Source organism: Actinacidiphila sp. bgisy160, from assembly GCF_057707815.1.
Genome location: NZ_JBYIQW010000065.1, coordinates 1 through 20,553, shown reverse-complemented (window position 1 = coordinate 20,553; position 20,553 = coordinate 1). Strand labels below are relative to the sequence as shown.

Here is a 20,553-nt window from a genome sequence, read left to right as displayed (position 1 = left end):
TCAGTTCTCCTCAGTGCGGCTCGGGTAGGCAGTAATACGCAGGTCGGGGCCGATGCGTTCGATCTCGGCGACGTCGAGGCGCAACGCGTGCGCGATGGTGGAGATTCCCGCGTCCCCCAGGGCCGCGGGTCCGGCGCCCAGGAGGGCCGGCGCGAGGTAGCCGACGACCTTGTCGACGGCCCCGGCGGCGACGAAGGCGCCGGCGAGCGTCGGGCCGCCCTCCAGCAGTACGGAGCGGACACCGCGGCCGTACAGCTCGGCGAGCAGCGCGGGGACGGCGACACCGCTGCCGGTGCGGGGCAGGCGGGCCACGTCGACACCCGGCAGGTGGGCGGTGTCGGTGTCCTCGGCGACGGCGACCAGGGTCGGGGCGGTGCCGTCCAGCACCCGGGCACCGGGGGTGATCTTGGCGTTGGTGTCGACGACCACCCGCAGGGGCTGGGTGAAGGTGCCCGCCACGCCGCGCACGGCCAGGTGGGGGTCGTCGGCGCGCAGGGTGCCGGAGCCGACGACGACGGCGTCGGACTCGGCGCGCAGCCGGTGGACGTCGGCGCGGGAGGCCGCGGAGCTGATCCAGCGGCTGGTGCCGTCGGCGGCGGCGATACGGCCGTCGAGGGTGCTCGCGTACTTCCACAGCACGAAGGGCCGCTGCTCGCGGGAGGCGGTGAGCCACACCTCGTTGCCGCGGGCGGCCTCGGCCTCCAGCAGCCCGCTCTCCACGTCGATCCCGGCGGCGGCCAGCGTGGCACCGCCTCCGGTCGCCGCGGGGGTGGGGTCCGCCACGGCGTAGACGACGCGGGAGACGCCGGCCGCGATGAGGGCCTGGGCGCAGGGCCCGGTGCGGCCGGTGTGGTTGCACGGTTCGAGGGTGACGACGGCGGTGCCGCCGCGGGCGGCGTCGCCGGCCGCGCGCAGGGCGTGGACCTCGGCGTGCGGCCCGCCCGCCTGCTGGTGCCAGCCCTCGCCGGCGATCTCGCCGCCGGCGTCGAGGATCACGGCGCCGACGACGGGGTTGGGGCTCGTCGAGCCCAGGCCGCGCGCGGCGAGCTCAATGGCCCGGCGCATCGCGTCGGCTTCACCGGGTGTTGCCACCGGGTCCTCCTGCCTCTTCGGGCACGGACTCCGGGGCTGTGCGGGACACAGAGCGGACGTGAGGCTCGGGGACCACCGCGGCCGGTGTGGGGCGGCGCCCGTCCGTGTCACCCGTTTCCGGGGGACACGCACCCGCGCTGCCGCCGACGGCGGTGTACCGATGCCCGTCCGCCGCGCACTGCCTCCCATCCGGACTTTAACCGTCGGTCCAGGAATTTCACCTGGTCAACCGGCCGCTGGAGGCGGACGGGTCGCGGACTGTAACCGCCGGTTCGGAGTTTCACCGACCCCGGAGTGCGCTGAACGTCACTGGTACTGCTCCACCAGTCTGCCACGAAGGTTCCTTGCGGACGCAAGGGATCGCTGTGGATTGCCTCACACGGGATCGGTCCGCCCGCGCGGGCACCGCGGCGGACCAGCCATGAGATCCGGCCAATACGGCCTGCGGGAGGGCTTGTTGACGACCCGCGCGCACTGAGCGGGCGACCCGGCGTCACCCGGCGCAGTCCGGCCGAATGCCGGTGCCCGCGAACGTCCGGTGGCGGAAGGGCGGTTGCCCCGGAGCGCCGGACTCACATCCCAGGGGTGAACAGCGCGTCCTGCGCGGCGTCCATCGCCGAGAGCACCGCGCCGCGCAGCACCGCGCTGCCCGCGACGGTCCCCGCGCGCACTGAGCGGGCGACCCGGCGTCACCCGGCGCAGTCCGGCCGAATGCCGGTGCCCGCGAACGTCCGGTGGCGGAAGGGCGGTTGCCCCGGAGCGCCGGACTCACATCCCAGGGGTGAACAGCGCGTCCTGCGCGGCGTCCATCGCCGAGAGCACCGCGCCGCGCAGCACCGCGCTGCCCGCGACGGTCCCCGCCCGCACCTCGGTCGGCAGCGGGGACATCCGCGCGAGCCGTTCCTCGACCCGGGCGGCCAGGTCCTCGCCGCCCGCCCGGCCCACCTCGCCGCCCAGCACCACGCAGCCGGGGTCGAGCACGGCGGTGACGGCGGCCACCCCGATCACCACCCGGTCCGCCAGCGCGTCGAGGAACAGCTCGCCCTGCTTGCCGCCCGCCCGGGCCGCGGTCACCACCGCCTCTGCCGCCGCGGCGTCGTCCTCGCCGGACACCGGCATCCCGTGCGAGCGGGCCAGGGCGCACACCGCCGCGCTGCCCGCCAGCGAGTGGAATCCGCCCTCGCATCCACTGGCCGTCGGCAGTTGGAAGGTCCCCGGCACGGGCAGGAAGCCGATCTCCCCCGTGCCGCCCGAGGCACCGCGCCGCAGGACCCCGCCCAGCACCACCGCGGCTCCCACCCCGTGGCCCAGCCACAGCAGGACGAAGTCCTCGCGGTCGCGCACCGCGCCCAGACGCCGCTCGGCGACGGCCGCGAGGTTGACCTCGTTCTCCAGCAGCACCGGCAGGGACAGCCGCCTGCGCAGTTCGGCGACGAGCGCCGAGTGCCAGGCCGGCAACTGCCCGGTGGCCCGCAGTTCGCCGGTGGCCGGATCGACCAGGCCCGGCGCGCCCACCGCGACGGTGTGCAGCGCGGTGGCGCCGGCGGTGCGGGCGGTCCGTTCCAGCAGCGCCACCGAGCGCCGCACCGTGCGCTGCGGATCGCCGTACGGGTCCACCGGCAGGACGGCGCTGCCGATGCTGTTCCCCAGCAGGTCGGCCACCTCGATGGCCACGCTGTGGGTGCGGACGTCGAAGACGGCCAGGTGCGCCCGGTCGGCGACGATCCCGTACACCCGGGCGTTGGGGCCGCGCCGGTCCGCTCCCGTCTCGCCGACCACCGCGATCAGCCCGGACTCCTGCAGCCGCTCGACCAGGTCGGCGACGCTCGGACGGGACAGCCCGGTGAGGGACTTGAGCTGGGCCGCCGTCAACGGTCCCTCGCGCTGCAGCAGTTCCAGAGCCAGCCGGTCGTTGATCGCCCGGGCCGTGCGGGGTGAGGCGGTGCGCCCGGCATGGGATCGGATGGCGGTCATGGACGGATCCTTCCAGAAGCCGCCGCGCGGGTGCGAGGGCGGGCGGGGCCGGCCCGGAACCGTGGCCGGAGGCAGTCTATCTTTCAGGAAGCCTGCCTGATAATTTATGCCGAGAGCCGGGGCGGGACCAGACTGGGAGGGAACATGCCGACGATGCCGACGACCCCGACGGGGAGGACCGACCCACGACTGCGGCGCGCCCATCTCGCCGTCGCCGCGGTGTTCGCCGTGCACGGCGCGGTGACCGGCAGCTTCGCCACCCGGGTGCCCTGGATCCAGGAGCACGCCGGGCTCAGCGCCGGACAACTCGGCTTCGCGCTGGTCTTCGCGGCCCTCGGCGCCTCCGTCGCGATGCCGCTCGCCGCCCGCATCGCCCACCGCATGGGCATGCGCAACGCACTACGCCTCCTGCTGGCCCTGTGGTGCGCCTCGCTCGCGCTGCCCGCCCTCTCCCCCGGACTGGGCTGGCTGTGCGGGGCGATGTTCGTGTACGGGGCCTCGGCCGGCATGGCCGACGTGGTCATGAACGCCCAGGGCGTCGAGGTCGAGGAACGTCTCGGCCGCTCGATCATGTCCGGGCTGCACGGCATGTGGAGCGCCGGCACGCTGCTCGGCTCCCTCTTCGGCGTCCTCGCCGCCCACGCGGAACTCGACGCGCGCGTCCACCTCACCGCCGGGGCCGTCCTGCTCGTCGTGCTCGGCCTGGCGGCCTGCGGCGGCGTGCTCGACCTGCGGCCCTCCGCGTCGGAGGAGGCCCCCGCGCGATTCGCCCTGCCGCCGCGCGCGGCCCTGGTCATCGGCGCCATCGGCTTCTGCGCCGTCTTCGCCGAGGGCGCCAGCATGGACTGGAGCGCGGTCTACCTCCGCGACATCGCCGGCGCCTCCCCTGGCGTCGCCGCCGCCTCCTACACCGCCTTCGCCTGCACCATGGCCGCCTCCCGCCTCCTCGGCGACCTCGTCGTCCGCCGGTTCGGGCCGGTCCGCACCGTACGCGTCGGCGGCCTGCTGGCCACGGTGGGCGGCATCCTCGTCGCCACGGCGTTCACCCAGATCACCGCCATCGCGGGCTTCGCCCTCATCGGCGTGGGCGTCGCCGTCGTCGTGCCGCTGTGCTTCGCCGCGGCCGGCCGCAGCGGGCCCAACCCGAGCCAGGCCATCGCCGGCGTCGCCACGGTCACCTACACCTCGGGTCTGGTCGCACCGGCCGCGATCGGCTCCATCGCGCAGGCCAGCTCCCTGCAGATCTCCTTCGGCCTCGTCACCGTGCTGGCCGCCGGGCTCGCCGTGGGCGCGGGCGTGCTGCGCAGCGCGGGCGCGGTCTCCGTGCGACGCGACAGCAAACCCGTGGCGGCGACCACCCCGCAGGCCTAGCGTGCCGCCCATGCACACGCGGATCTTCCTGGAGACGGAGCGGCTGCGGCTGCGGCACTTCACCGACACCGACGCCGACGCGGAACTGCTCGTCGCGCTCGACAGCGACCCCGAAGTCATGCGGTACCTGGGCAACGGCCGCCCCACGCCCTCGGACGTCATCCGGCACGACGTGCTGCCCCGCTTCGCCCGCTCCCAGGTCTGGGCCGCGGAGGAGCCGGCCACCGGGCAGTTCGTCGGCTGGTTCGCCCTCACCCCCCGCCCCGGCGGCCCGGCCGACGACCTCGAACTCGGCTACCGCCTGCGACGCGCCGCCTGGGGCCGCGGCTACGCCACGGAAGGATCCCGCGCGCTGGTGCGCAAGGCCTTCACCGACCTGGGCGCGAAGCGCGTGTACGCGGAGACGATGTTCGTCAACGCACGGTCGCGACGGGTGATGGAGAAGGCGGGGCTGACGCTCGTCCGGGTGTTCCACGAGGAGTGGGACGAGACGTTGCCGGGGGCGGAACACGGGGAGGTCGAATACGCCCTGACCCGCGACGAGTGGACCCCCTAGGTGTATTGCCCTGGGCGGGTCGTTCGCGCCCGCGGCGGGCATCCCACACACGAGCCGGCCGCACGGCGCACCCCCGACCCCAGGCGCGACGCACCCGCGCACGACCACTCACCGCACGGCGAGATCCTGCAGGCCCACAACGCGAAGCAGCCGCAACCGCTCGTACGACTCACTCCCCGGCCGCGCCGTGTACACGATCAGCCGCTGATCGTGCTCCGCACTGAGCAGCACCTCGCACTCCAGCTCCAGCAACCCCACCACCGGATGCTGGAACCGCTTCACATCCGCGCGCCGCACGGCGACCTCGTGCTCGTCCCAGAGCGACGCGAACTCCGCGTTCCGGCAGCGCAGCTCCCCCACCAGCGCCGCCGCGCGCGCGTCGTCGGGCCGGGTGGCCAGCACCGCGCGCAGGTGGGCGACGTGGCGCCGGGCGTGCTCCTCCCGGTCCGCCGGAGGAAAGAGCTCGCGCGCCGCCGGGTCGAGGAAGAAGCGGCGGACGAGGTTGCGCTCCCCCGGCGGCCGGGAAGCCGCGTCGCCGGCGAGCGCCACGGCCATCGCGTTCCGGGCGAGGACGTCGCCCGCGTCGCTGACGACCTGCGCCGGGGTGTCCTCGAGCCGGTCGAGCACCAGCAGCAGCCCGGGCCGTACGTGCCCCGTGCCGCGGGCGTCGCGGGGCGGTTCCTCGCCTGCCAGGTGGAAGAGGTGGTCCCGCTCGTCCTCGGACAGGCGCAGCGCACGCGCGAGCGCGCCCAGGATCTGCCGGGAGGGCCGGGGGCCGCGTGACTGCTCGAGCCGGGTGTAGTAGTCCGTGGACATCCCGGCGAGCTGGGCGACCTCCTCGCGCCGCAGCCCGGGGGTGCGCCGCCGGGCGCCCGCGGCCAGGCCCACGTCGGAGGGGGCGAGGCGGGCGCGGCTGCGGCGCAGGAAGTCGGCGAGCTGCGCGCGGTCGATGTCCACGTTTCAAGCATCCCTACGGGCCCTGGCCTTATCCAGGGACTGTCGATCCCCGGATCCGGAGGTCTCTCCCGCGGTGCCCCGGACCGCCGCAGCCTGGTCGCCTGAACACGACGAGAGGGGACCGAGGATGCTGACACTGGTGACGGGGGCGACCGGTCGGGTCGGCAGCCGCTTCGTGCCGAGGCTGCTGCGGTGGCGCCGCCCGGGCGAGGAGGTGCGGGTGCTCGTGCGGGACGCGGGGCGGAGCGAGGGGTTCGCCCGGCTGGGGGCGCGGATCACGACCGGGGACCTGCGGGACGAGGAGGACGTGCGCAAGGCCCTGGCGGGCGTGGACGCGGTCGTCCACCTGGCGGCGGCGTTCCGGGACAGCTCCGACGAGGGCACCCGGTCGGTGAACCGCGATGCCACGCTGGCCCTGGCGCGGGCCGCCGCGGGGGCCGGAGCGGCCCGTTTCGTGCAGGCGAGCACGAATCTGGTGTACGGCGTGGGCCGGGGCCGCCCCTTGGTGGAGGACGACCCGAGCGTGCCGGGCGGCCCGATGTGGGGCGCGTATCCCGCGTCGAAGGCGGAGGCCGAGCGCGGGCTGCTGGAGCTCCACCGCGAGGTGGGCCTGGACGTCCGCATCGGCCGGCTGGCCTTCGTGTACGGCGACGGCGATCCGCATCTGGCGCAGTCGCTGCGATGGGCGGGCGGCTGGGCGGCGCACCAGCGGCTCCAGATGGTGCACCACGCCGACGTGGCCCAGGGCCTGCTGCGGCTGCTGCGGGCACCGGGCGTCGGGGGCCGGGTGTACAACATCGCCGACGACGCGCCGGTGTCGGCGGTGGAGCTGCACTGGGTGAACGGCGCCGAGGTCCCGGGCGGGATGGCGGAGCGCGCGTCGGCGGATCCGTGGGACGGCGTGGTGTCGAACCTGCGCATCCGGGAGGAGCTGGGGTTCCGTCCGCAGTATCCGTCGGTGTGGACGGCCCGCGACGCGGGCGCGCTCTGACTCACCCGATCCGGGGACGGCACGGCCGCCGTGCCGCGCCCGCCGCCCGGCCTGCTGGGACGCTGTGCGCATGACGACGACACGGCGGCCGGCCCCGGTGGGGGTGGGCCAGGTGGTGGCGCGCATGCGCGCGTTGGGCACGGCACTCCCGCCGCGGGACGGGGTGGCGGTGTTCAACCGTGTCTATCTGTCCGTCACGGAGGAGCTGGACGGCCGCCTGGCGGCGGGCGGCTTCGGTGACCCGGTCGCCGCCGCCGTGCTGGCCGCCCGCTTCGCCGCCCGTTACCTGCGGGCGGTCGACGGCGCGACCGACCGCCGTGCCGTCCCGGCCTGCTGGCGGCCGCTGCTGCAGTTGCGCGGGCACCGCGGCATCCGCCCGCTGCAGTTCGCGCTGGCCGGGATCAACGCGCACGTGGGTCACGACCTGGCGCTCGCGGTGGTCGACACCTGCGCGGCGCTGGATTGCGAACCGCCCTCCCTGGAGCGGGACTTCGACCGTGTCGGGGATCTGCTGACGTCCGTGGAGGAACGCGTCAGGGAGGAGCTGATGCCCGGCCCCGACCTGCTGGACCTCGCCGACCCGCTGACCCATCTCGCGGGTTCCTGGAGCCTGGAACGCGCGCGGGACGCGGCGTGGGCCGCGTCCCGCGTGCTGTGGTCCCTGCGCGGACTGCCGGAGGTGTACGAGGAGTTCGCCGAGAAGCTCGACTCGGGCGTCGGGCTGGTCGGGCGCTTCCTGCTGACCCCGCTGGGCCGCTGAGGGGCGCCGGGTCAGTCCTCGTCGAGCATGACCGGCGCGATCTCCTCGTAGAGGTCGCCCGGGCCGGGGTTGGTCGGGTCGGTGGCGCCGCCGAACTGATGCATCACGCCCCACACGGCGTTGAGCGCGGTCTGCACGGCGCCCTCGGCCCAGCCCGCCGTCCAGGAGATGTCGTCGCCGGCGAGGAAGATGCCGCGCTTGTCCTCGGGGAGGGTGTCCTGCATGAAGTGAGTGAACAGCCGCCGCTGGTAGCGGTAGTGGCCGGGCAGGTTCGCCTTGAACGCGCCCATGAAGTACGGCTCGTTCTCCCAGGACACGGTCACCGGGTTACCGATGATGTGCCGCCGGATGTCGACCTTCGGGTAGATCTCGCCGAGCGACTTGAGCATGACCTCCATGCGCTCGGAGGCGCTCAGCGGCAGCCACTTGAGGCTGTCGTCGCACCACGTGTACGACAGGCAGATCACGGCCGGCTCGCCGGGGCCGTTGTCCAGCAGGTAGGTGCCGCGGGTCATCCGGTCGGTGAGTGTCATGCTCATCACGTCCTGGCCCGTCTCCTCGTCCTTGTCCAGCCAGAACGGCCGGTCGACGGGCACGAAGAGCTTGCTGGACTCCATGTAGTGGGTCCGCTCGATCGCCGTCCAGTGGTCGATCGGGAAGAGCGAGTCGTCGCAGTCGATCTTGCTGAGCAGCATCCAGCTCTGCGCGGTGAAGATCGCCGCGCGGTAGGTGCGGATGTCGCCGTCGGCGTCGGTGACGGTGATCCGGTTGCCGGCGGTGCGGTGCAGCCGGGTGACGGCCGGTCGCGGGTGGCCGCCGTGCAGGGACTTCAGCGAGGTGCCGTGCGGCCAGTGGACGATCTTGTGCGGCTCGCGCTCCCACAGCCGCAGCGGCAGTTGCTGGCTGCCGCCGACGATGCCGCGGTGGTGGTCGTCGGCCTCGGTGTAGACGACCCGCAGGATCTCCAGGATGGAGTTGGGGAAGTCGGTGTCCCAGCCGCCGGTGCCGAAACCGACCTGGCCGAAGATCTCGCGGTGGCGGAAGGACTTGAAGGCCTCGGAGTCGCAGAGGAAGCCATAGAAGGTCTGGTTGTCGAGCTTCTCCACGAGCTTCGCCCAGATCTCGCGGATGCGCGGGACGTCGCGCTCGCGCATGGCGCGGTTCATGTCGGAGAAGTCCGCGCCCTCCTCCAGGCAGGCGTTCCAGGCGTGTGCGACGTCGCGGTAGACCTGGGGCAGGTCGTCGATGGTCTGCGCGTAATGGGACTCGCCCTTGAGGTCGACGACGGTGGACGGGGTGTCGGGGGCGAGCGGGTTGGGGAACGGCCTGGTCTCCAGGCCCACCAGGTCGATGTAGTGCTGCAGGGCGGTGGAGGACGGCGGGAAGCGCATCGCGCCCATTTCCGCGGTCAGGTTCTCGTCGCAGCCCTCGAAGCCGACGGTGCGCAACCGGCCGCCGATCCGGTCGGCCTCGTACACGACGGGCTTGAGGCCCATCTTCATCAGCTCGTAGGCGGCGACGATGCCGGACAGGCCGCCGCCGATGACCGCGACCTCCGCGCCGTGCTCGGTCGCCGGTATGGAGCCGAGGCCCGCGGGGCTCGCCAGGAAGTCGTCGTACGCGTACGGGAAGTCCGGGCCGAACATGGTGATCGGCGGCGACGACCGCACCTCGGGGTGCTGCTCGTCGTGGACCGCGGTGGGCACCGTGGACGTCATGGCGTGGTTCTCCTGGCTGTGAAGCGGTGAAGCGGTGAAGTGGGGCGGTGGCGAGGAAGGGGTGGGGATCAGCCCAGCGAGCGGTACAGCTCGGGGCGGCGGTCCTCGAGGTACGGCGTCTCCTCGCGGACCGCGCGCAGCAGCTCCGGGTCGGCGTCGGCGACCACGAGTTCCTCGGTGGCCCCGGCCCGGGCGCGCACGGCGCCGTCGGGTCCGGCGAGGCAGCTCTGCCCGGCGAAGTCGAAATCGCCCTCGGGGCCGCAGCGGTTGGCGTAGGCGATGTGCAGCTGGCTCTCGTACGCGCGGGCCGGCACCAGGGTCCGCGGGACGAACTCGTAGGGCCGCATCAGCGCGGTGGGCACGGCGAGCAGCTGTGTGCCGGCGAGGGCGTGGGCCCGCACGGTCTCCGGGAACTCGACGTCGTAGCAGATGAGCACGCCGATCCGGACGCCGTCGAGCTCGGCCTGGACGACGACGTCGTCGCCGGGGGTGAACCAGGTGCGCTCGAAGTCGCCGAACAGGTGGGTCTTGCGGTAGTTGGCGAGGCGCGCCCCGTCGGGGCCGATCAGCTGCGCGGAGTTGAACACGCCGCAGCCGTCGCGCTCGGGGTAGCCGTAGACGATGCCGAGGCCGTGTTCGGCGGCGATCCGGGCGACCCGGGCGGCGGCGGGCCCGTCGGCCGCCTCGGCGAGGCCCGGGACCGCGTCGCCGAGGGCGTAGCCGGTCAGGTACATCTCGGGCGTGACGAGCAGACGGGCTCCCGCGGCCGACGCCCGGCGCGCGGCGGCGTCGAGCGCGGCCAGGCTGTCGTCCACGGAGGAGGGGACGCCGCCGGGGCCTTGGTACAGCGCGGTGCGCAGCGGCGCCATGGAGCCTCTTTCGCCTGGTGAAAAGCCGGTTCTGGGTCTGCCATGACGGTACGATTCCGGGCCTCGCGGCGACAAGACGCGTCCATTGCGCACCGACCGCCGATTCGTTGCGCGTGAGGGGTCGGCGACGGCGATTCGTTGCGCGGGGGGCTTCGCGGCGGCCGGAGCGGGACTCCCCGCGGTCACGGCTCTGGCTGGTCAGGCGCTCCCGTGTAACGGCGCAGCAGCGGCGACAGCACCAGGACGGACTTCGTGCGCTCCACGAAGGGCTCGCCGGCGATCCGCTCCAGAACCCGCTCGAAGTGGCGCACGTCGGAGGCGTAGATCTGGACGACGGCGTCCGCCTCACCCGTGACGGTCGAGGCCGACGCCACCTCCGGGTAGCGCGACAGGCCACGCCGGATGTCCTCGGGCGAGGTGTTGTGCCGGCAGTAGAGCTCGACGAACGCCTCGGTCTCCCAGCCCAGCGCGGAGGGCTCGACGCGGACGGTGAAGCCCGTGATGGCGCCCTCCGCCAGCAGCCGGTCCACCCGGCGCTTGACGGCGGGGGCGGAGAGTCCGACGAGGGCGCCGATGTCGGCGAAGGAGCGGCGGGCGTCCTCGGCGAGGGCGTGGACGATGCGTTCGTCGAGTTCGTTCAGTCGCACTGGGGGTGGGTCACTTCTCTTCGCGAGCGAGCTGGGGACGGCGCGTGCCGTACGCGCAACAGACTACGAGGCCGACCGCCGTCCAACCCGCGGAGCACTCCCGGGTGCCCGTGTCGAGGCGGGACGTCGTCCCCACGCGCCCCCGTCCTCGCGCGCGGGCGCCCCGTCCGCTTCCGCGAACGGGGCGCCCGGGCAGGGGCACCGGTCACTGCCAGCTGGCGTGCAGCGGTTTGCCCTCGGCGTAGCCGGCCGCGCTCTGGATGCCGACGACGGCCTTGTCGGCGAACTCGGCGAGGTTGGCGGCCCCGGCGTAGGTGCAGGAGCTGCGGACGCCCGCGATGATCGAGTCGATGAGGTCCTCGACACCCGGGCGGGCCGGGTCGAGGAACATCCGCGAGGTGGAGATGCCCTCCTCGAACAGCCCCTTGCGGGCGCGGTCGTACGCGGACTCCTCGCTGGTGCGGTTGGCAACGGCGCGCGCGGACGCCATGCCGAAGCTCTCCTTGTACGGCAGGCCGTCGGCGGTGTGCTGCAGGTCGCCGGGCGACTCGTAGGTGCCTGCGAACCAGGAGCCGATCATGACGTTGGACGCGCCGGCGGCGAGCGCCATGGCGACGTCGCGCGGGTGCCGGACGCCACCGTCGGCCCATACGTGCTTGCCGTGCCGGGCCGCCTCGGCGGCGCACTCCAGGACTGCGGAGAACTGCGGCCGGCCTACGCCGGTCATCATGCGGGTGGTGCACATGGCCCCCGGGCCCACACCGACCTTGACGATGTCGGCACCGGCCTCGATCAGGTCGCGGACACCCTCGGCGGAGACGACGTTGCCGGCCACGACCGGCACCTGCGGGTCCAGGGCACGGACGGCCTTCACGGCCTGGATCATGTTCTCCTGGTGGCCGTGGGCGGTGTCCACGACGAGGGTGTCCACGCCGGCGTCGAGCAGTTGCTTGGCCTTGCCCGCGACCTCGCCGTTGATACCGACGGCGGCGGCGACGCGCAGCCGCCCGCCGGCGTCGGTGGCGGGGGTGTACAGGGTGGCGCGCAGCGCTCCCTTGCGGGTGAGGATGCCGGCCAGCCTGCCGTCGGCGTCCACGGCGGGGGCGAGCTTGCGGTTGGCCTCCTCCAGGCGGTTGAAGGCCTCGCGCGGGTCGATGTCGGCGGGCAGCAGCAGGAGGTCCTTGGACATCACCACGGACACCTGGGTGAAGCGGTCCACGCCGGTCAGGTCGTGCTCGGTGACGATGCCGACCGGGCGGCCGTCCTCGACGACGACGGCGGCACCGTGCGCCCGCTTGGGCAGTAGCGCCAGGGCGTCGGCGACGGTGGCGTGCGGGCCGAGCACGATGGGGGTGTCGAGCACGAGGTGCCGCTGCTTCACCCAGGAGATCACCTCGGTGATCACATCGATCGGGATGTCCTGGGGAATGACGACCAGGCCTCCGCGACGGGCCACGGTCTCGGCCATTCGGCGTCCGGCGATGGCGGTCATGTTGGCGACCACGAGCGGAATGGTAGTGCCGGTGCCGTCGGGCGCCGAGAGGTCCACGCCTTGGCGGGAACCCACCGCCGAGCGGCTGGGGACCATGAACACATCGTCGTACGTCAGGTCGTACGGAGGCTTTGCATCATTGAGGAAACGCACGTACTTCATTTTTGCACGGGCTGAGCAGGAATGAACACGGAGGAAACTCCGGCGCTCACGAAGGGTCGCTCGTAGGTTCCTCCAAGACGATCTGGAAGGGAAGCACGGCCGCGTCGTGGAAGGCGGCGGCGTCCGCCAGGACCCGGCGAGCGGTCCGCCACTCCCCGGGCTCGGCCGCCGCGAAGTCGCTCCAGCCCCTGACCACCAGGCGCAGCCCGCCCCGCTGGGGGTCGGGCAGGTCGGTGAGGCAGTCGTACAGGGCGTCCCAGTTGCGGCCGAACCAGCCGGGCAGCCGCAACTGCTCGGCGCAGCGCTCCATGAACCCGGTCTTGGTGGTGACCCCCCGGAGGTCCAGCACCGTCGTTGCCGTCATCTGCGGACCGCCCTGAAGCTCCGGTAGTGGTCGTCGGTGTAGTAGACCTCCCCGCCGGAGCCGGTGACGATGCGCCGGGCGCCTCGGTCCCGCTCCCCCGGGGTCGGCACGGTGTACTCGTGGTAGTAACCGCGCGGGTGCGCGGGCAGCAGGCCCTCGATGTTGCCGAAGACGGTGCCGTCCTTCGGGTACGGGAAAGGGCCGCCCGCGTCGATGAGCCGGAGCGTCTCGCGGGCCTGGTGGGGCAGGCTCGTGACGGCCACCGTGGGCAGCGTGCCCACTGGTGCGGTGGCGGGCGGGGAGCAACCGGTGAGCAAAAGTGCCAGGCAGCCCAGCAGGGCGGCGGCGAGCGCGGCGGCGCGGCGGACGGGCCCGGTCGGCATGCGGCGATGCTGCCACAGCCCGGCACGCCCGCCCGCGCAGGGCACGCGAGCGGACGGCGACGGTTCCGGCTAGGCGTCGCGGAGCGCCTCGGGGTCCGCGCGGTCGAGGGCGGGACGCGGCATGGGCGCCGTGGAGTCGAGCAGGTAGTCGGCGGCGGCGGTGTCCGTCACGATGCTGGTGACCAGGCCGGACCGGAGCACGGCGTCGACCGCGGCGGCCTTGCGCAGGCCGCCGGCGATGGCGAGCACCTCGGGGATGCGGCGCAGCCGGTCCGCCTCGATGGTGATGCAGCGCTCGCCCAGGTCGCGGCCGACCAGCCGGCCCTCGGCGTCGAAGAGGTGCGAGGACATCTCCGCGGCGACGCCGAGGGAGGCGTAGTGCTCGCGCTCGGCCTCGGTGAGGGCGTCGTGGACGGTGGAGATGCCGGCCGCCCAGGAGCCGATCGACACCACGGCCACGGTGACCTTGTCGAAGTAGCTCATGGCCGCCGCGATACCGCTCTGGGCGCGCAGCGCCGCCGCCGTCGCCGGGTCGGGCAGCACCATCGGGGCGTACATGGGGTGGGCCTCGCCGCCGGAGACGGCCGCGGCGGTGCGGACCGCCTCGACGGAGCCGCGGTCGGCGGTGCCGGCGTCATACACGCCGGTGAGCTGGACGACCGTGCACGGCGGCAGCCGGTCAAGGGCGTTGGCCATGGTGATGATGGAGCGCCCCCAGGCGAGGCCGAGCACGTCGCCCTCGCTGACCAGCTCGCCGAGCAGCTGCGCGGCGACCGCGCCGAGGTTCTCCGGGTCGGGGCCGTCGGTCTCATCGGCGGGCGACTCGACGACGACGGCGTGCCGTAGCCCGTAGCGGGCCCGCAGGGCGTCGGAGCGCTCGGCGTCGAGCTCCGCCGGGACCCTGATCTCGATGCGCACGAGGTCACGTTCGAGGGCCGTCTCCAGGACCCGCGCCACCTTGAAGCGGCTCACGCCGAACTCCTCGGCGATCTGGATCTTGGATTTTCCCTCCAGGTAGAAGCGGCGCGCCATCGCCGCCGCCTGGACCATCTCGCCGGGGCCCATGCGCACCCCTGTGCGGCCTGTGGTCACGTTCTCTCCCCAGTTGCCCATCTGATCGGCTCCGCGCTCATCCTCGCACGTACTCCGGAGTACCGGGGCACGGTGCCCACGGAGTGGTCAGTGCGCGCAGGCGGCCGCCGCCTGCTTGCGCAGCCCCCGTACCGCCTCGGCCGGATCCTCGGCTCCGTAGACGGCGGAACCGGCGACGAAGACGTCCGCCCCGGCCTCGGCGCAGCGCTCGATGGTGGAGGCCGAGACGCCTCCGTCGACCTGCAGCCACAGGTCCAGCCCGTGCTTGTCGATCAGCTTCCGGGCCCGGCGGATCTTGGGCAGCATGATGTCGAGGAAGGCCTGGCCGCCGAAGCCCGGCTCCACGGTCATGATCAGCAGCATGTCGAGCTCGGGCAGCAGGTCCTCGTACGGCTCGACCGCAGTGGCCGGCCTGAGCGCCATCGAGGCCCGCGCGCCCTTGGCGCGGATCTCCCGGGCCAGGCGCACCGGCGCGGCGGCCGCCTCGACGTGGAAGGTGACGGAACCCGCGCCCGCCTCGACGTAGGCCGGCGCCCAGCGATCCGGATCGGCGATCATCAGATGACAGTCGAGCGGGGTCTCCGTCGCCTTGCGGAGGGACTCCACGACCGGCACGCCGAGCGTCAGGTTGGGGACGAAGTGATTGTCCATCACGTCGACGTGGAGCCAGTCCGCGCCCTCCACGGCCCGCGCCTCGTCGGCGAGGCGCGCGAAGTCGGCGGAGAGAATACTGGGGTTGATCTGCACGGCCATGGTCCCAGTATGGCGGTGCCGGGCCCTTCCCCGCGCACCGGGCGGACGCCTGTGGAAAACCACCCCGCACGGCCCTTCCGGGCGTGGGATGCTGTGCGGATCGAGCACTCCTCGGGGGACGCCTTTGACGAGGCGGAGGTGGCGGGTGTGAAGACTCCACGGGGCTTGGCGGTCCTGGTCTGCGGCCGGCGCGGCAAATGGGTCGTGCTCGCGCTCTGGCTTGTCCTGCTGGTGGCGGTCGCGCCGCTGGCCCAGAAGCTCACGGACGCACAGCGGAACGACTCCTCCTCCTGGCTGCCCGGCAGCGCGGAGTCCACCCGGGTCCTGGAACTGCAGAAGCGGTTCCTGCCCGACACCGCCCCCGCCGTCGTGGTCTACGCGCGCCCCGGCGGGCTGACCGACGCCGACCGTGCGACGGTCGTTCAGGACGCCGGGCGCATAAGGGAGATGACGGAGCACGGCGTCTTCGGCAGCCGCACCGTCGGCCCGGTGTACGAGGAGCGTGCCGCCGGCCCGCGCGCCGCGCAGCTCATCGTCCCCATCACCATGGACGAGGGCGGCTGGACGGGCATCGCGGACGCGGTCGCCGGCATCCGCGCCGTCACCGCCGACGACAGCGGCGGCCTCGAGGTGCACATCACCGGGCCGGGCGGCTTCGCGGCCGACTCCGCCAAGGCCTTCGAGGGCATCGACGGCACCCTGCTGTACAGCGCGCTCGCCGTGGTCGTCGTCATCCTGCTGCTCACCTACCGCAGCGTCACCCTGATCCTGCTGCCGGTCGTCTCGGTCGTCGGGGCGCTGTTCACCGCGCAGGCGGCCGTCTATCTGCTGGCCGAACACGCCGACCTCGTCGTCAACGCGCAGAGCGCGGGCATCCTCACCGTCCTGGTGTTCGGCGCCGGCACGGACTACGCGCTGCTGCTGGTCGCCCGCTACCGCGAGGAACTGCGCCGCCACGAGGACCGGCACGAGGCCATGGCGCTGGCCCTGCACCGCGCGGGTCCGGCGATCGTCGCCAGTGCCGCCACGGTCGCGGTGAGCATGCTGTGCCTGCTGGCCGCCGAGATGAACTCCACCTCCGGGCTCGGGCCGGTCGCCGCTGTGGGCATCCTCATCGGACTGGCCGCCATGCTCACGCTCTTCCCCGCCCTGCTGGTCATCGTGGGCCGCTGGGTGTTCTGGCCCACCGTCCCGCGATTCGGCTCCGCCGAGCCCACCCGGCGCGGGGTGTGGTCCCGGGTGGGCCACCGCATCGACCGCCGGCCGCGCACGGTGTGGATGAGCACCGCGGCCGTGCTGGCGGCGCTCTCGCTGGGCCTGCTCACGCTGGAGGCGGCGGGGCTGAGCAACGCGGAGAGCTTCACCGGCACCCCCGACTCCGTCACCGGGCAGCAGGTCGAGGCCCGCTACTTCCCCGCCGGTTCCGGACAGCCGCTGGTGGTGATCGCCGACGCGGGTGCCACCGAGCGGGTCAGGGCCGCGCTGGACGGCATCCAGGGCGTCGCGCCGGGCTCCGCTGCCGTGCCCGAGGGCGCGCCCGCGCAGAAGGACGGCAGGGTCTACCTGGAGGCCACGCTCACCGACCCGGCCGACAGCCAGGCCGCCAAGGACACCGTGGACCGTGCCCGCGAGACCCTGCACGCGCTGCCGGGCGCCGACGCCAAGGTCGGCGGGGGCACGGCGGCGCTGCTCGACGCCGGTCGTGCCGCGGCACACGACAACAAGCTGCTCATTCCCATGATCCTCGTCGTCGTGCTGGTGATCCTCGGCATCCTGCTGCGGGCCCTCACCGCACCGCTGGTGCTCATCGCGACCGTGGTGCTCTCCTTCGCCGCCGCGCTCGGCGTCAGCGCGCTCGTCTTCCGCCACATCTTCGGTTTCCAGGGCGAGGACACGGCCTTCCCGCTGTTCGTCTTCGTGTTCCTGGTGGCGCTGGGCATCGACTACAACATCTTCCTGATGACGCGGATCCGCGAGGAGAGCGCGCTGTCAGGGACCCGCGAGGGAGCCCTCACCGGCCTCGCGGCGACCGGCGGTGTCATCACCTCCGCGGGCCTGGTGCTCGCCGGCACGTTCGCGGCCCTGGCGACATTGCCCATCGTCGGCTTCGCGGAGATCGGCTTCGCGGTGGCCTTCGGCGTCCTGCTGGACACCTTGGTCGTCCGGTCGGTGCTGGTCACCGCGCTCACCCTCGACATGCGGCACCGCGTGTGGTGGCCGAGCCGGCTGGACCGCCCGCGCCGCGGGCGGCCTGTCGAGGAGCCGGTCGCGCTGGACGCCCCGCACGCCGGTACGTGAGCCCCGGCCCCGGACAGGGTGACCGCCCGCGCCGGGCGCGGGCGGTCACCTGCGGCGCGGCGGGTGTCAGGCGTTGGGACGCTTGCCGTGGTTGGCGCCCTTCTTCTTCCGGGCGCGCCGCTTGTTGCCTCGCTTGGACATGATGCCCAACTCTCTCGTACGGGACATTTCGACCGCGGTCAGTCTATGACCGGCCCTGACCGGCGGCACGTCAGTCCGGGAAGTGCTCGCGCATGAAGGCGTTGCGGAAGACCCCCGAAGGGTCGCGCCGGGCGGCGAGCCGCCGGAAGTCGTCGTAACGCGGGTAGAGCTCGCGCAGGGCGTCGGGCGACGGGGTGAAGAGCTTGCCCCAGTGCGGGCGTGCGGAGAAGGGGCGCAGGGCCTCCTCGACGACCTGGACCGCCCGCGTGACGGCGGCGGCGTCCGGGGTCCAGGTGAAGTGGAAGGCCACGCTGTCCCGGCCGTGGGCGGGGCTGAGCCACAGGGAGTCGGCCGCCACGGTACGGATCTCGCCGATCAGCACCTCGGACGAGAATCGTTCCCGCACCCGCCACAGGGCGTCGAACGCCGCCACCGCGTCACGCCGGCCGACGAAGAACTCCGACTGGATCTCCTCGCCGCTGCTCGGGGTGAACTCCAGGCGGAAGTGCGGAAGCCGCTCGTACCAGGGGCCGGCGAGGCCTTGCTGCGGTGTGCAGTGCGCGCCGGGCATACCCGGGATCGGGTGCCGCGGCCCGTCCGCCGCGGTGGCCCCGAACAACGTGTCCGGGGCGGGCCCCGCCCCCTCGGCGTCGACCCGCTCCTTGAGCCACACCTGGTCGGCGGCGCGGTCCCGCCAGCGGGTGAAGACCGACACGCTGTACCCCGCGGACATCACCGCGTCGAAGTTCTCCCGGAACTGCTCCCCCGGCATGTCCTCGTAGACGGTCTGGCGCACGGCGAAGGCCGGGACGAGGTCGAGGGTCAGCTGCGTCACGACGCCCAGGGCACCCAGGGCGACCACGGAGCCGTCGAAGTCGGCCTCGCCGCGCCGGATCTCGGCGAGCTCGCCGTCGGCGGTGACCATGGTCAGTGCGCTGACCGCGCCTGCCAGGTTGCGCCGGCCGGTGCCGGAGCCGTGCGTGCCGGTGGCGCACGCCCCGGCCACGGAGATGTGCGGCAGCGAGCCGAGGTTGTGCAGCGCCAGACCCGCCTCGTCGATCGCGCGGACGATCTCGCCGAAGCGCAGCCCCGAACCGACAGTGGCGGTGCGCGCGGTGCGGTCGACCTCGACCACGGCCGGCAGCCGAGAGGTCGAGACGTGCTCGCCGTCGGTGTCGGCGACGGTGCTGAAGGAGTGCCGGGTGCCGAGGGCGCGCACCCGTCGGGACCGGGCCACGATCTCCTGCAGCTCGGTGACGGACTCGGGGTGGTGGAGCCTTCGTGCGGTGAAGGCGACGTTGCCGCCCCAGTTGCTCTGCGCGGGCATCGCGGTCGTTCCTTCCTGTCCGGCCCCGGTGCCGGCCTGCGCGCGGCGCGCGGCCTGCCGGTCCGGCGGTTCGGGGCCTGCCGTTCCAGGACGATTCTCGCCGCAGTGGCCGGGGGCGCGGGACCGGGGGTGCACCGTCGGGCCCGAACGCGCCGGTCCACCCACCCCTTCAAGTATTGACGTGACCCCGTCACGCTGGCATGGTCTAGACCTAGCTGAACCCAACGGGACGGTGCGACAGGGAAGTTCACGCCGTCCTGGCCACGACGCACGCCGCGCCGCGCCCGTGCATGACCTCCTCCGAGAAGACCCGCGCCTGACGTGCGGAGCACCCCCGCGAAGCTCCCTCCCCCCACGACCACGGCCCCGGGCCGGGTAAGGAGCGTCTCCCCCATGTCCACGTCCCTCACCGGACGGCTTCCCGCAGGGCGTACCGTCCTCGGCCCGTCCGCGGTGTTCGCCGTCCTCGCGGCACTCCTGGCCACGTTGTTCGTCGCCACACCGACCGCCCGCGCGGCGGACGGTCAGATCAGCGGCCTGGCGGGCAAGTGCGTCGACGTCGCCGGGGCGAACAGCGCCAACGGCACCGCCGTACAGCTCTACGACTGCAACGGGACCAACGCCCAGCGCTGGTCCAACCCCGGCGACGGCACGCTGCGCGCGCTCGGCAAGTGTCTCGACATCGTCGACCGCAGCACCGCCGACGGTGCCGCCGTCCAGCTGTGGGACTGCGCGGGCAGCGCCAACCAGCAGTGGGTCGTCACCGCGGCGCACGACATCGTCAACCCCGCCGCCGACAAGTGCCTCGACGTCCGCGACAACACCTCCGCCAACGCCACCCGGCTGCAGATCTGGACCTGCACCGGCGGGGCGAACCAGAAGTGGAACGCCCCCGCGAGCGGCGGTGGCGGCGGCACGAACCCGTCCGGATTCGTGGTCAGCGAGGACCAGTTCAACCAGATGTTCCCGGGCCGGAACTCCTTCTACACCTACAGCGGCCTGATCGCGGCCCTGAGCTCCTACCCGGGCTTCGCCAACTCCGGCAGTGACACGGTGAAGAAGCAGGAGGCCGCCGCCTTCCTCGCCAACGTCAGCCACGAGACCGGCGGACTGGTCTACATCGTCGAGCAGAACACGGCCAACTACCCGCACTACTGCGACTGGGGCCAGCCTTACGGCTGCCCGGCCGGCCAGGCCGCCTACTACGGCCGCGGCCCGATCCAGCTCAGCTGGAACTTCAACTACAAGGCCGCGGGCGACGCGCTCGGCATCGACCTGCTGGGCAACCCCTGGCGCGTCGAACAGGACGCGGCCGTGGCCTGGCGCACGGGCCTTTGGTACTGGAACACCCAGAGCGGCCCCGGCACCATGACCCCGCACAACGCCATGGTGAACCAGGCCGGTTTCGGCCAGACCATCCGCTCCATCAACGGCTCCCTGGAATGCGACGGCCGCAACCCGGCACAAGTGCAGAGCCGCGTGAGCAAGTACCAGCAGTTCACGGGGATCCTCGGGGTCAGCCCGGGCGCCAACCTCTACTGCTGAGCCCCCGCCAGCCGCACCGCCGCCGCGTGGGTGCGGCCCGGACGTCTGGGCAGCACCCGCG

19 protein-coding genes and 1 riboswitch are annotated in these 20,553 nt (G+C 73.3%); of the genes, 6 read left to right on the top strand and 13 right to left on the bottom strand.

What is annotated here, in order from left to right:
* Together ribD and AC3EUJ_RS32535 are read right to left on the bottom strand one after the other, a co-directional pair.
* Positions 1 to 1,092, bottom strand: coding sequence for a bifunctional diaminohydroxyphosphoribosylaminopyrimidine deaminase/5-amino-6-(5-phosphoribosylamino)uracil reductase RibD (ribD, locus tag AC3EUJ_RS32540; protein WP_431967782.1), 1,092 nt, complete (start codon positions 1,090 to 1,092; stop codon positions 1 to 3).
* 171 nt (positions 1,093 to 1,263) lie between these two features.
* A riboswitch (FMN riboswitch) is annotated at positions 1,264 to 1,394 on the bottom strand.
* A 466-nt stretch (positions 1,395 to 1,860) separates the two neighbouring features.
* A complete protein-coding gene (locus tag AC3EUJ_RS32535; RefSeq protein ID WP_431967780.1) occupies positions 1,861 to 3,066 on the bottom strand; it encodes an ROK family transcriptional regulator in 1,206 nt (401 codons plus the stop codon).
* A 153-nt stretch (positions 3,067 to 3,219) separates the two neighbouring features.
* Between AC3EUJ_RS32535 and AC3EUJ_RS32530 the strand changes: the two genes are divergently transcribed.
* Positions 3,220 to 4,437: an MFS transporter gene (locus tag AC3EUJ_RS32530; RefSeq protein ID WP_431967778.1), complete on the top strand. Its 1,218-nt coding sequence runs from the start codon at positions 3,220 to 3,222 to the stop codon at positions 4,435 to 4,437.
* A gap of 10 nt (positions 4,438 to 4,447) precedes the next feature.
* Complete coding sequence (locus AC3EUJ_RS32525; RefSeq protein WP_431967776.1) at positions 4,448 to 4,993, top strand: GNAT family N-acetyltransferase; 546 nt, start codon at positions 4,448 to 4,450, stop codon at positions 4,991 to 4,993.
* Between the two features lie 108 nt (positions 4,994 to 5,101).
* Here the strand turns inward: AC3EUJ_RS32525 and AC3EUJ_RS32520 are convergent, their stop codons facing one another.
* The gene (locus AC3EUJ_RS32520; protein ID WP_431967820.1) at positions 5,102 to 5,944 is read right to left on the bottom strand and encodes a helix-turn-helix transcriptional regulator; all 843 of its coding nucleotides are present in this window, start codon (positions 5,942 to 5,944) and stop codon (positions 5,102 to 5,104) included.
* 133 nt (positions 5,945 to 6,077) lie between these two features.
* Between AC3EUJ_RS32520 and AC3EUJ_RS32515 the strand changes: the two genes are divergently transcribed.
* On the top strand, positions 6,078 to 6,941 hold the full coding sequence (locus AC3EUJ_RS32515) for an NAD-dependent epimerase/dehydratase family protein (RefSeq protein ID WP_431967774.1): 864 nt from the start codon (positions 6,078 to 6,080) through the stop codon (positions 6,939 to 6,941).
* 70 nt (positions 6,942 to 7,011) lie between these two features.
* Positions 7,012 to 7,701, top strand: a complete 690-nt coding sequence (locus AC3EUJ_RS32510) for a DUF5995 family protein (protein WP_431967772.1) — start codon at positions 7,012 to 7,014, stop codon at positions 7,699 to 7,701.
* A gap of 11 nt (positions 7,702 to 7,712) precedes the next feature.
* Here AC3EUJ_RS32510 and AC3EUJ_RS32505 read toward each other — a convergent pair whose 3' ends face one another.
* From AC3EUJ_RS32505 to rpe, 8 genes are all read right to left on the bottom strand, one after another.
* A complete protein-coding gene (locus AC3EUJ_RS32505; RefSeq protein WP_431967770.1) occupies positions 7,713 to 9,419 on the bottom strand; it encodes a flavin monoamine oxidase family protein in 1,707 nt (568 codons plus the stop codon).
* 68 nt (positions 9,420 to 9,487) lie between these two features.
* Complete coding sequence (locus AC3EUJ_RS32500) at positions 9,488 to 10,288, bottom strand: carbon-nitrogen hydrolase family protein (RefSeq protein WP_431967768.1); 801 nt, start codon at positions 10,286 to 10,288, stop codon at positions 9,488 to 9,490.
* A gap of 182 nt (positions 10,289 to 10,470) precedes the next feature.
* Positions 10,471 to 10,935 carry an Lrp/AsnC family transcriptional regulator gene (locus AC3EUJ_RS32495; RefSeq protein WP_431967766.1) on the bottom strand — a complete coding sequence of 155 codons (465 nt, stop codon included), beginning with the start codon at positions 10,933 to 10,935 and terminating at the stop codon, positions 10,471 to 10,473.
* A gap of 205 nt (positions 10,936 to 11,140) precedes the next feature.
* Positions 11,141 to 12,589: a GuaB1 family IMP dehydrogenase-related protein gene (locus AC3EUJ_RS32490; RefSeq protein ID WP_431967764.1), complete on the bottom strand. Its 1,449-nt coding sequence runs from the start codon at positions 12,587 to 12,589 to the stop codon at positions 11,141 to 11,143.
* A gap of 46 nt (positions 12,590 to 12,635) precedes the next feature.
* Positions 12,636 to 12,953 carry a barstar family protein gene (locus tag AC3EUJ_RS32485; protein WP_431967762.1) on the bottom strand — a complete coding sequence of 106 codons (318 nt, stop codon included), beginning with the start codon at positions 12,951 to 12,953 and terminating at the stop codon, positions 12,636 to 12,638.
* Positions 12,950 to 13,336 carry a guanyl-specific ribonuclease gene (locus AC3EUJ_RS32480; RefSeq protein WP_431967760.1) on the bottom strand — a complete coding sequence of 129 codons (387 nt, stop codon included), beginning with the start codon at positions 13,334 to 13,336 and terminating at the stop codon, positions 12,950 to 12,952. Before AC3EUJ_RS32480 ends, AC3EUJ_RS32485 begins: the two co-directional genes overlap by 4 nt.
* 69 nt (positions 13,337 to 13,405) lie before the next feature.
* Positions 13,406 to 14,449, bottom strand: coding sequence for a sugar-binding transcriptional regulator (locus tag AC3EUJ_RS32475; RefSeq protein WP_431967758.1), 1,044 nt, complete (start codon positions 14,447 to 14,449; stop codon positions 13,406 to 13,408).
* Positions 14,450 to 14,515: 66 nt separating this feature from the next.
* Positions 14,516 to 15,181 (bottom strand): ribulose-phosphate 3-epimerase, encoded by a 666-nt coding sequence (gene rpe / locus AC3EUJ_RS32470; RefSeq protein WP_326577796.1) that lies wholly within the window; start codon positions 15,179 to 15,181, stop codon positions 14,516 to 14,518.
* Between the two features lie 147 nt (positions 15,182 to 15,328).
* On the opposite strand from rpe, the gene AC3EUJ_RS32465 reads away from it, so the two are divergent.
* Positions 15,329 to 17,479: an MMPL family transporter gene (locus AC3EUJ_RS32465; RefSeq protein WP_431967755.1), complete on the top strand. Its 2,151-nt coding sequence runs from the start codon at positions 15,329 to 15,331 to the stop codon at positions 17,477 to 17,479.
* A 66-nt stretch (positions 17,480 to 17,545) separates the two neighbouring features.
* Here AC3EUJ_RS32465 and AC3EUJ_RS32460 read toward each other — a convergent pair whose 3' ends face one another.
* Both AC3EUJ_RS32460 and AC3EUJ_RS32455 read right to left on the bottom strand, forming a co-directional pair.
* Positions 17,546 to 17,620 carry a 50S ribosomal protein bL37 gene (locus tag AC3EUJ_RS32460; protein ID WP_373297613.1) on the bottom strand — a complete coding sequence of 25 codons (75 nt, stop codon included), beginning with the start codon at positions 17,618 to 17,620 and terminating at the stop codon, positions 17,546 to 17,548.
* A gap of 70 nt (positions 17,621 to 17,690) precedes the next feature.
* Positions 17,691 to 18,947, bottom strand: coding sequence for an FAD-binding protein (locus AC3EUJ_RS32455; RefSeq protein WP_431967753.1), 1,257 nt, complete (start codon positions 18,945 to 18,947; stop codon positions 17,691 to 17,693).
* 393 nt (positions 18,948 to 19,340) lie between these two features.
* Between AC3EUJ_RS32455 and AC3EUJ_RS32450 the strand changes: the two genes are divergently transcribed.
* Complete coding sequence (locus AC3EUJ_RS32450; RefSeq protein WP_431967751.1) at positions 19,341 to 20,492, top strand: glycoside hydrolase family 19 protein; 1,152 nt, start codon at positions 19,341 to 19,343, stop codon at positions 20,490 to 20,492.
* Positions 20,493 to 20,553: the final 61 nt, after the last annotated feature.

Bases quoted from the DNA above. Each gene is read 5' to 3' on its own strand.
- AC3EUJ_RS32450 (WP_431967751.1), top strand. From the start codon at position 19,341: ATGTCCACGTCCCTCACCGGACGGCTTCCCGCAGGGCGTACCGTCCTC.
- AC3EUJ_RS32505 (WP_431967770.1), bottom strand. From the start codon at position 9,419: ATGACGTCCACGGTGCCCACCGCGGTCCACGACGAGCAGCACCCCGAG.
- AC3EUJ_RS32530 (WP_431967778.1), top strand. From the start codon at position 3,220: ATGCCGACGACCCCGACGGGGAGGACCGACCCACGACTGCGGCGCGCC.
- AC3EUJ_RS32515 (WP_431967774.1), top strand. From the start codon at position 6,078: ATGCTGACACTGGTGACGGGGGCGACCGGTCGGGTCGGCAGCCGCTTC.
- AC3EUJ_RS32535 (WP_431967780.1), bottom strand. From the start codon at position 3,066: ATGACCGCCATCCGATCCCATGCCGGGCGCACCGCCTCACCCCGCACG.
- AC3EUJ_RS32490 (WP_431967764.1), bottom strand. From the start codon at position 12,589: ATGAAGTACGTGCGTTTCCTCAATGATGCAAAGCCTCCGTACGACCTG.
- AC3EUJ_RS32480 (WP_431967760.1), bottom strand. From the start codon at position 13,336: ATGCCGACCGGGCCCGTCCGCCGCGCCGCCGCGCTCGCCGCCGCCCTG.
- AC3EUJ_RS32475 (WP_431967758.1), bottom strand. From the start codon at position 14,449: ATGGGCAACTGGGGAGAGAACGTGACCACAGGCCGCACAGGGGTGCGC.
- AC3EUJ_RS32525 (WP_431967776.1), top strand. From the start codon at position 4,448: ATGCACACGCGGATCTTCCTGGAGACGGAGCGGCTGCGGCTGCGGCAC.
- rpe (WP_326577796.1), bottom strand. From the start codon at position 15,181: ATGGCCGTGCAGATCAACCCCAGTATTCTCTCCGCCGACTTCGCGCGC.
- AC3EUJ_RS32500 (WP_431967768.1), bottom strand. From the start codon at position 10,288: ATGGCGCCGCTGCGCACCGCGCTGTACCAAGGCCCCGGCGGCGTCCCC.
- AC3EUJ_RS32510 (WP_431967772.1), top strand. From the start codon at position 7,012: ATGACGACGACACGGCGGCCGGCCCCGGTGGGGGTGGGCCAGGTGGTG.
- AC3EUJ_RS32455 (WP_431967753.1), bottom strand. From the start codon at position 18,947: ATGCCCGCGCAGAGCAACTGGGGCGGCAACGTCGCCTTCACCGCACGA.
- AC3EUJ_RS32485 (WP_431967762.1), bottom strand. From the start codon at position 12,953: ATGACGGCAACGACGGTGCTGGACCTCCGGGGGGTCACCACCAAGACC.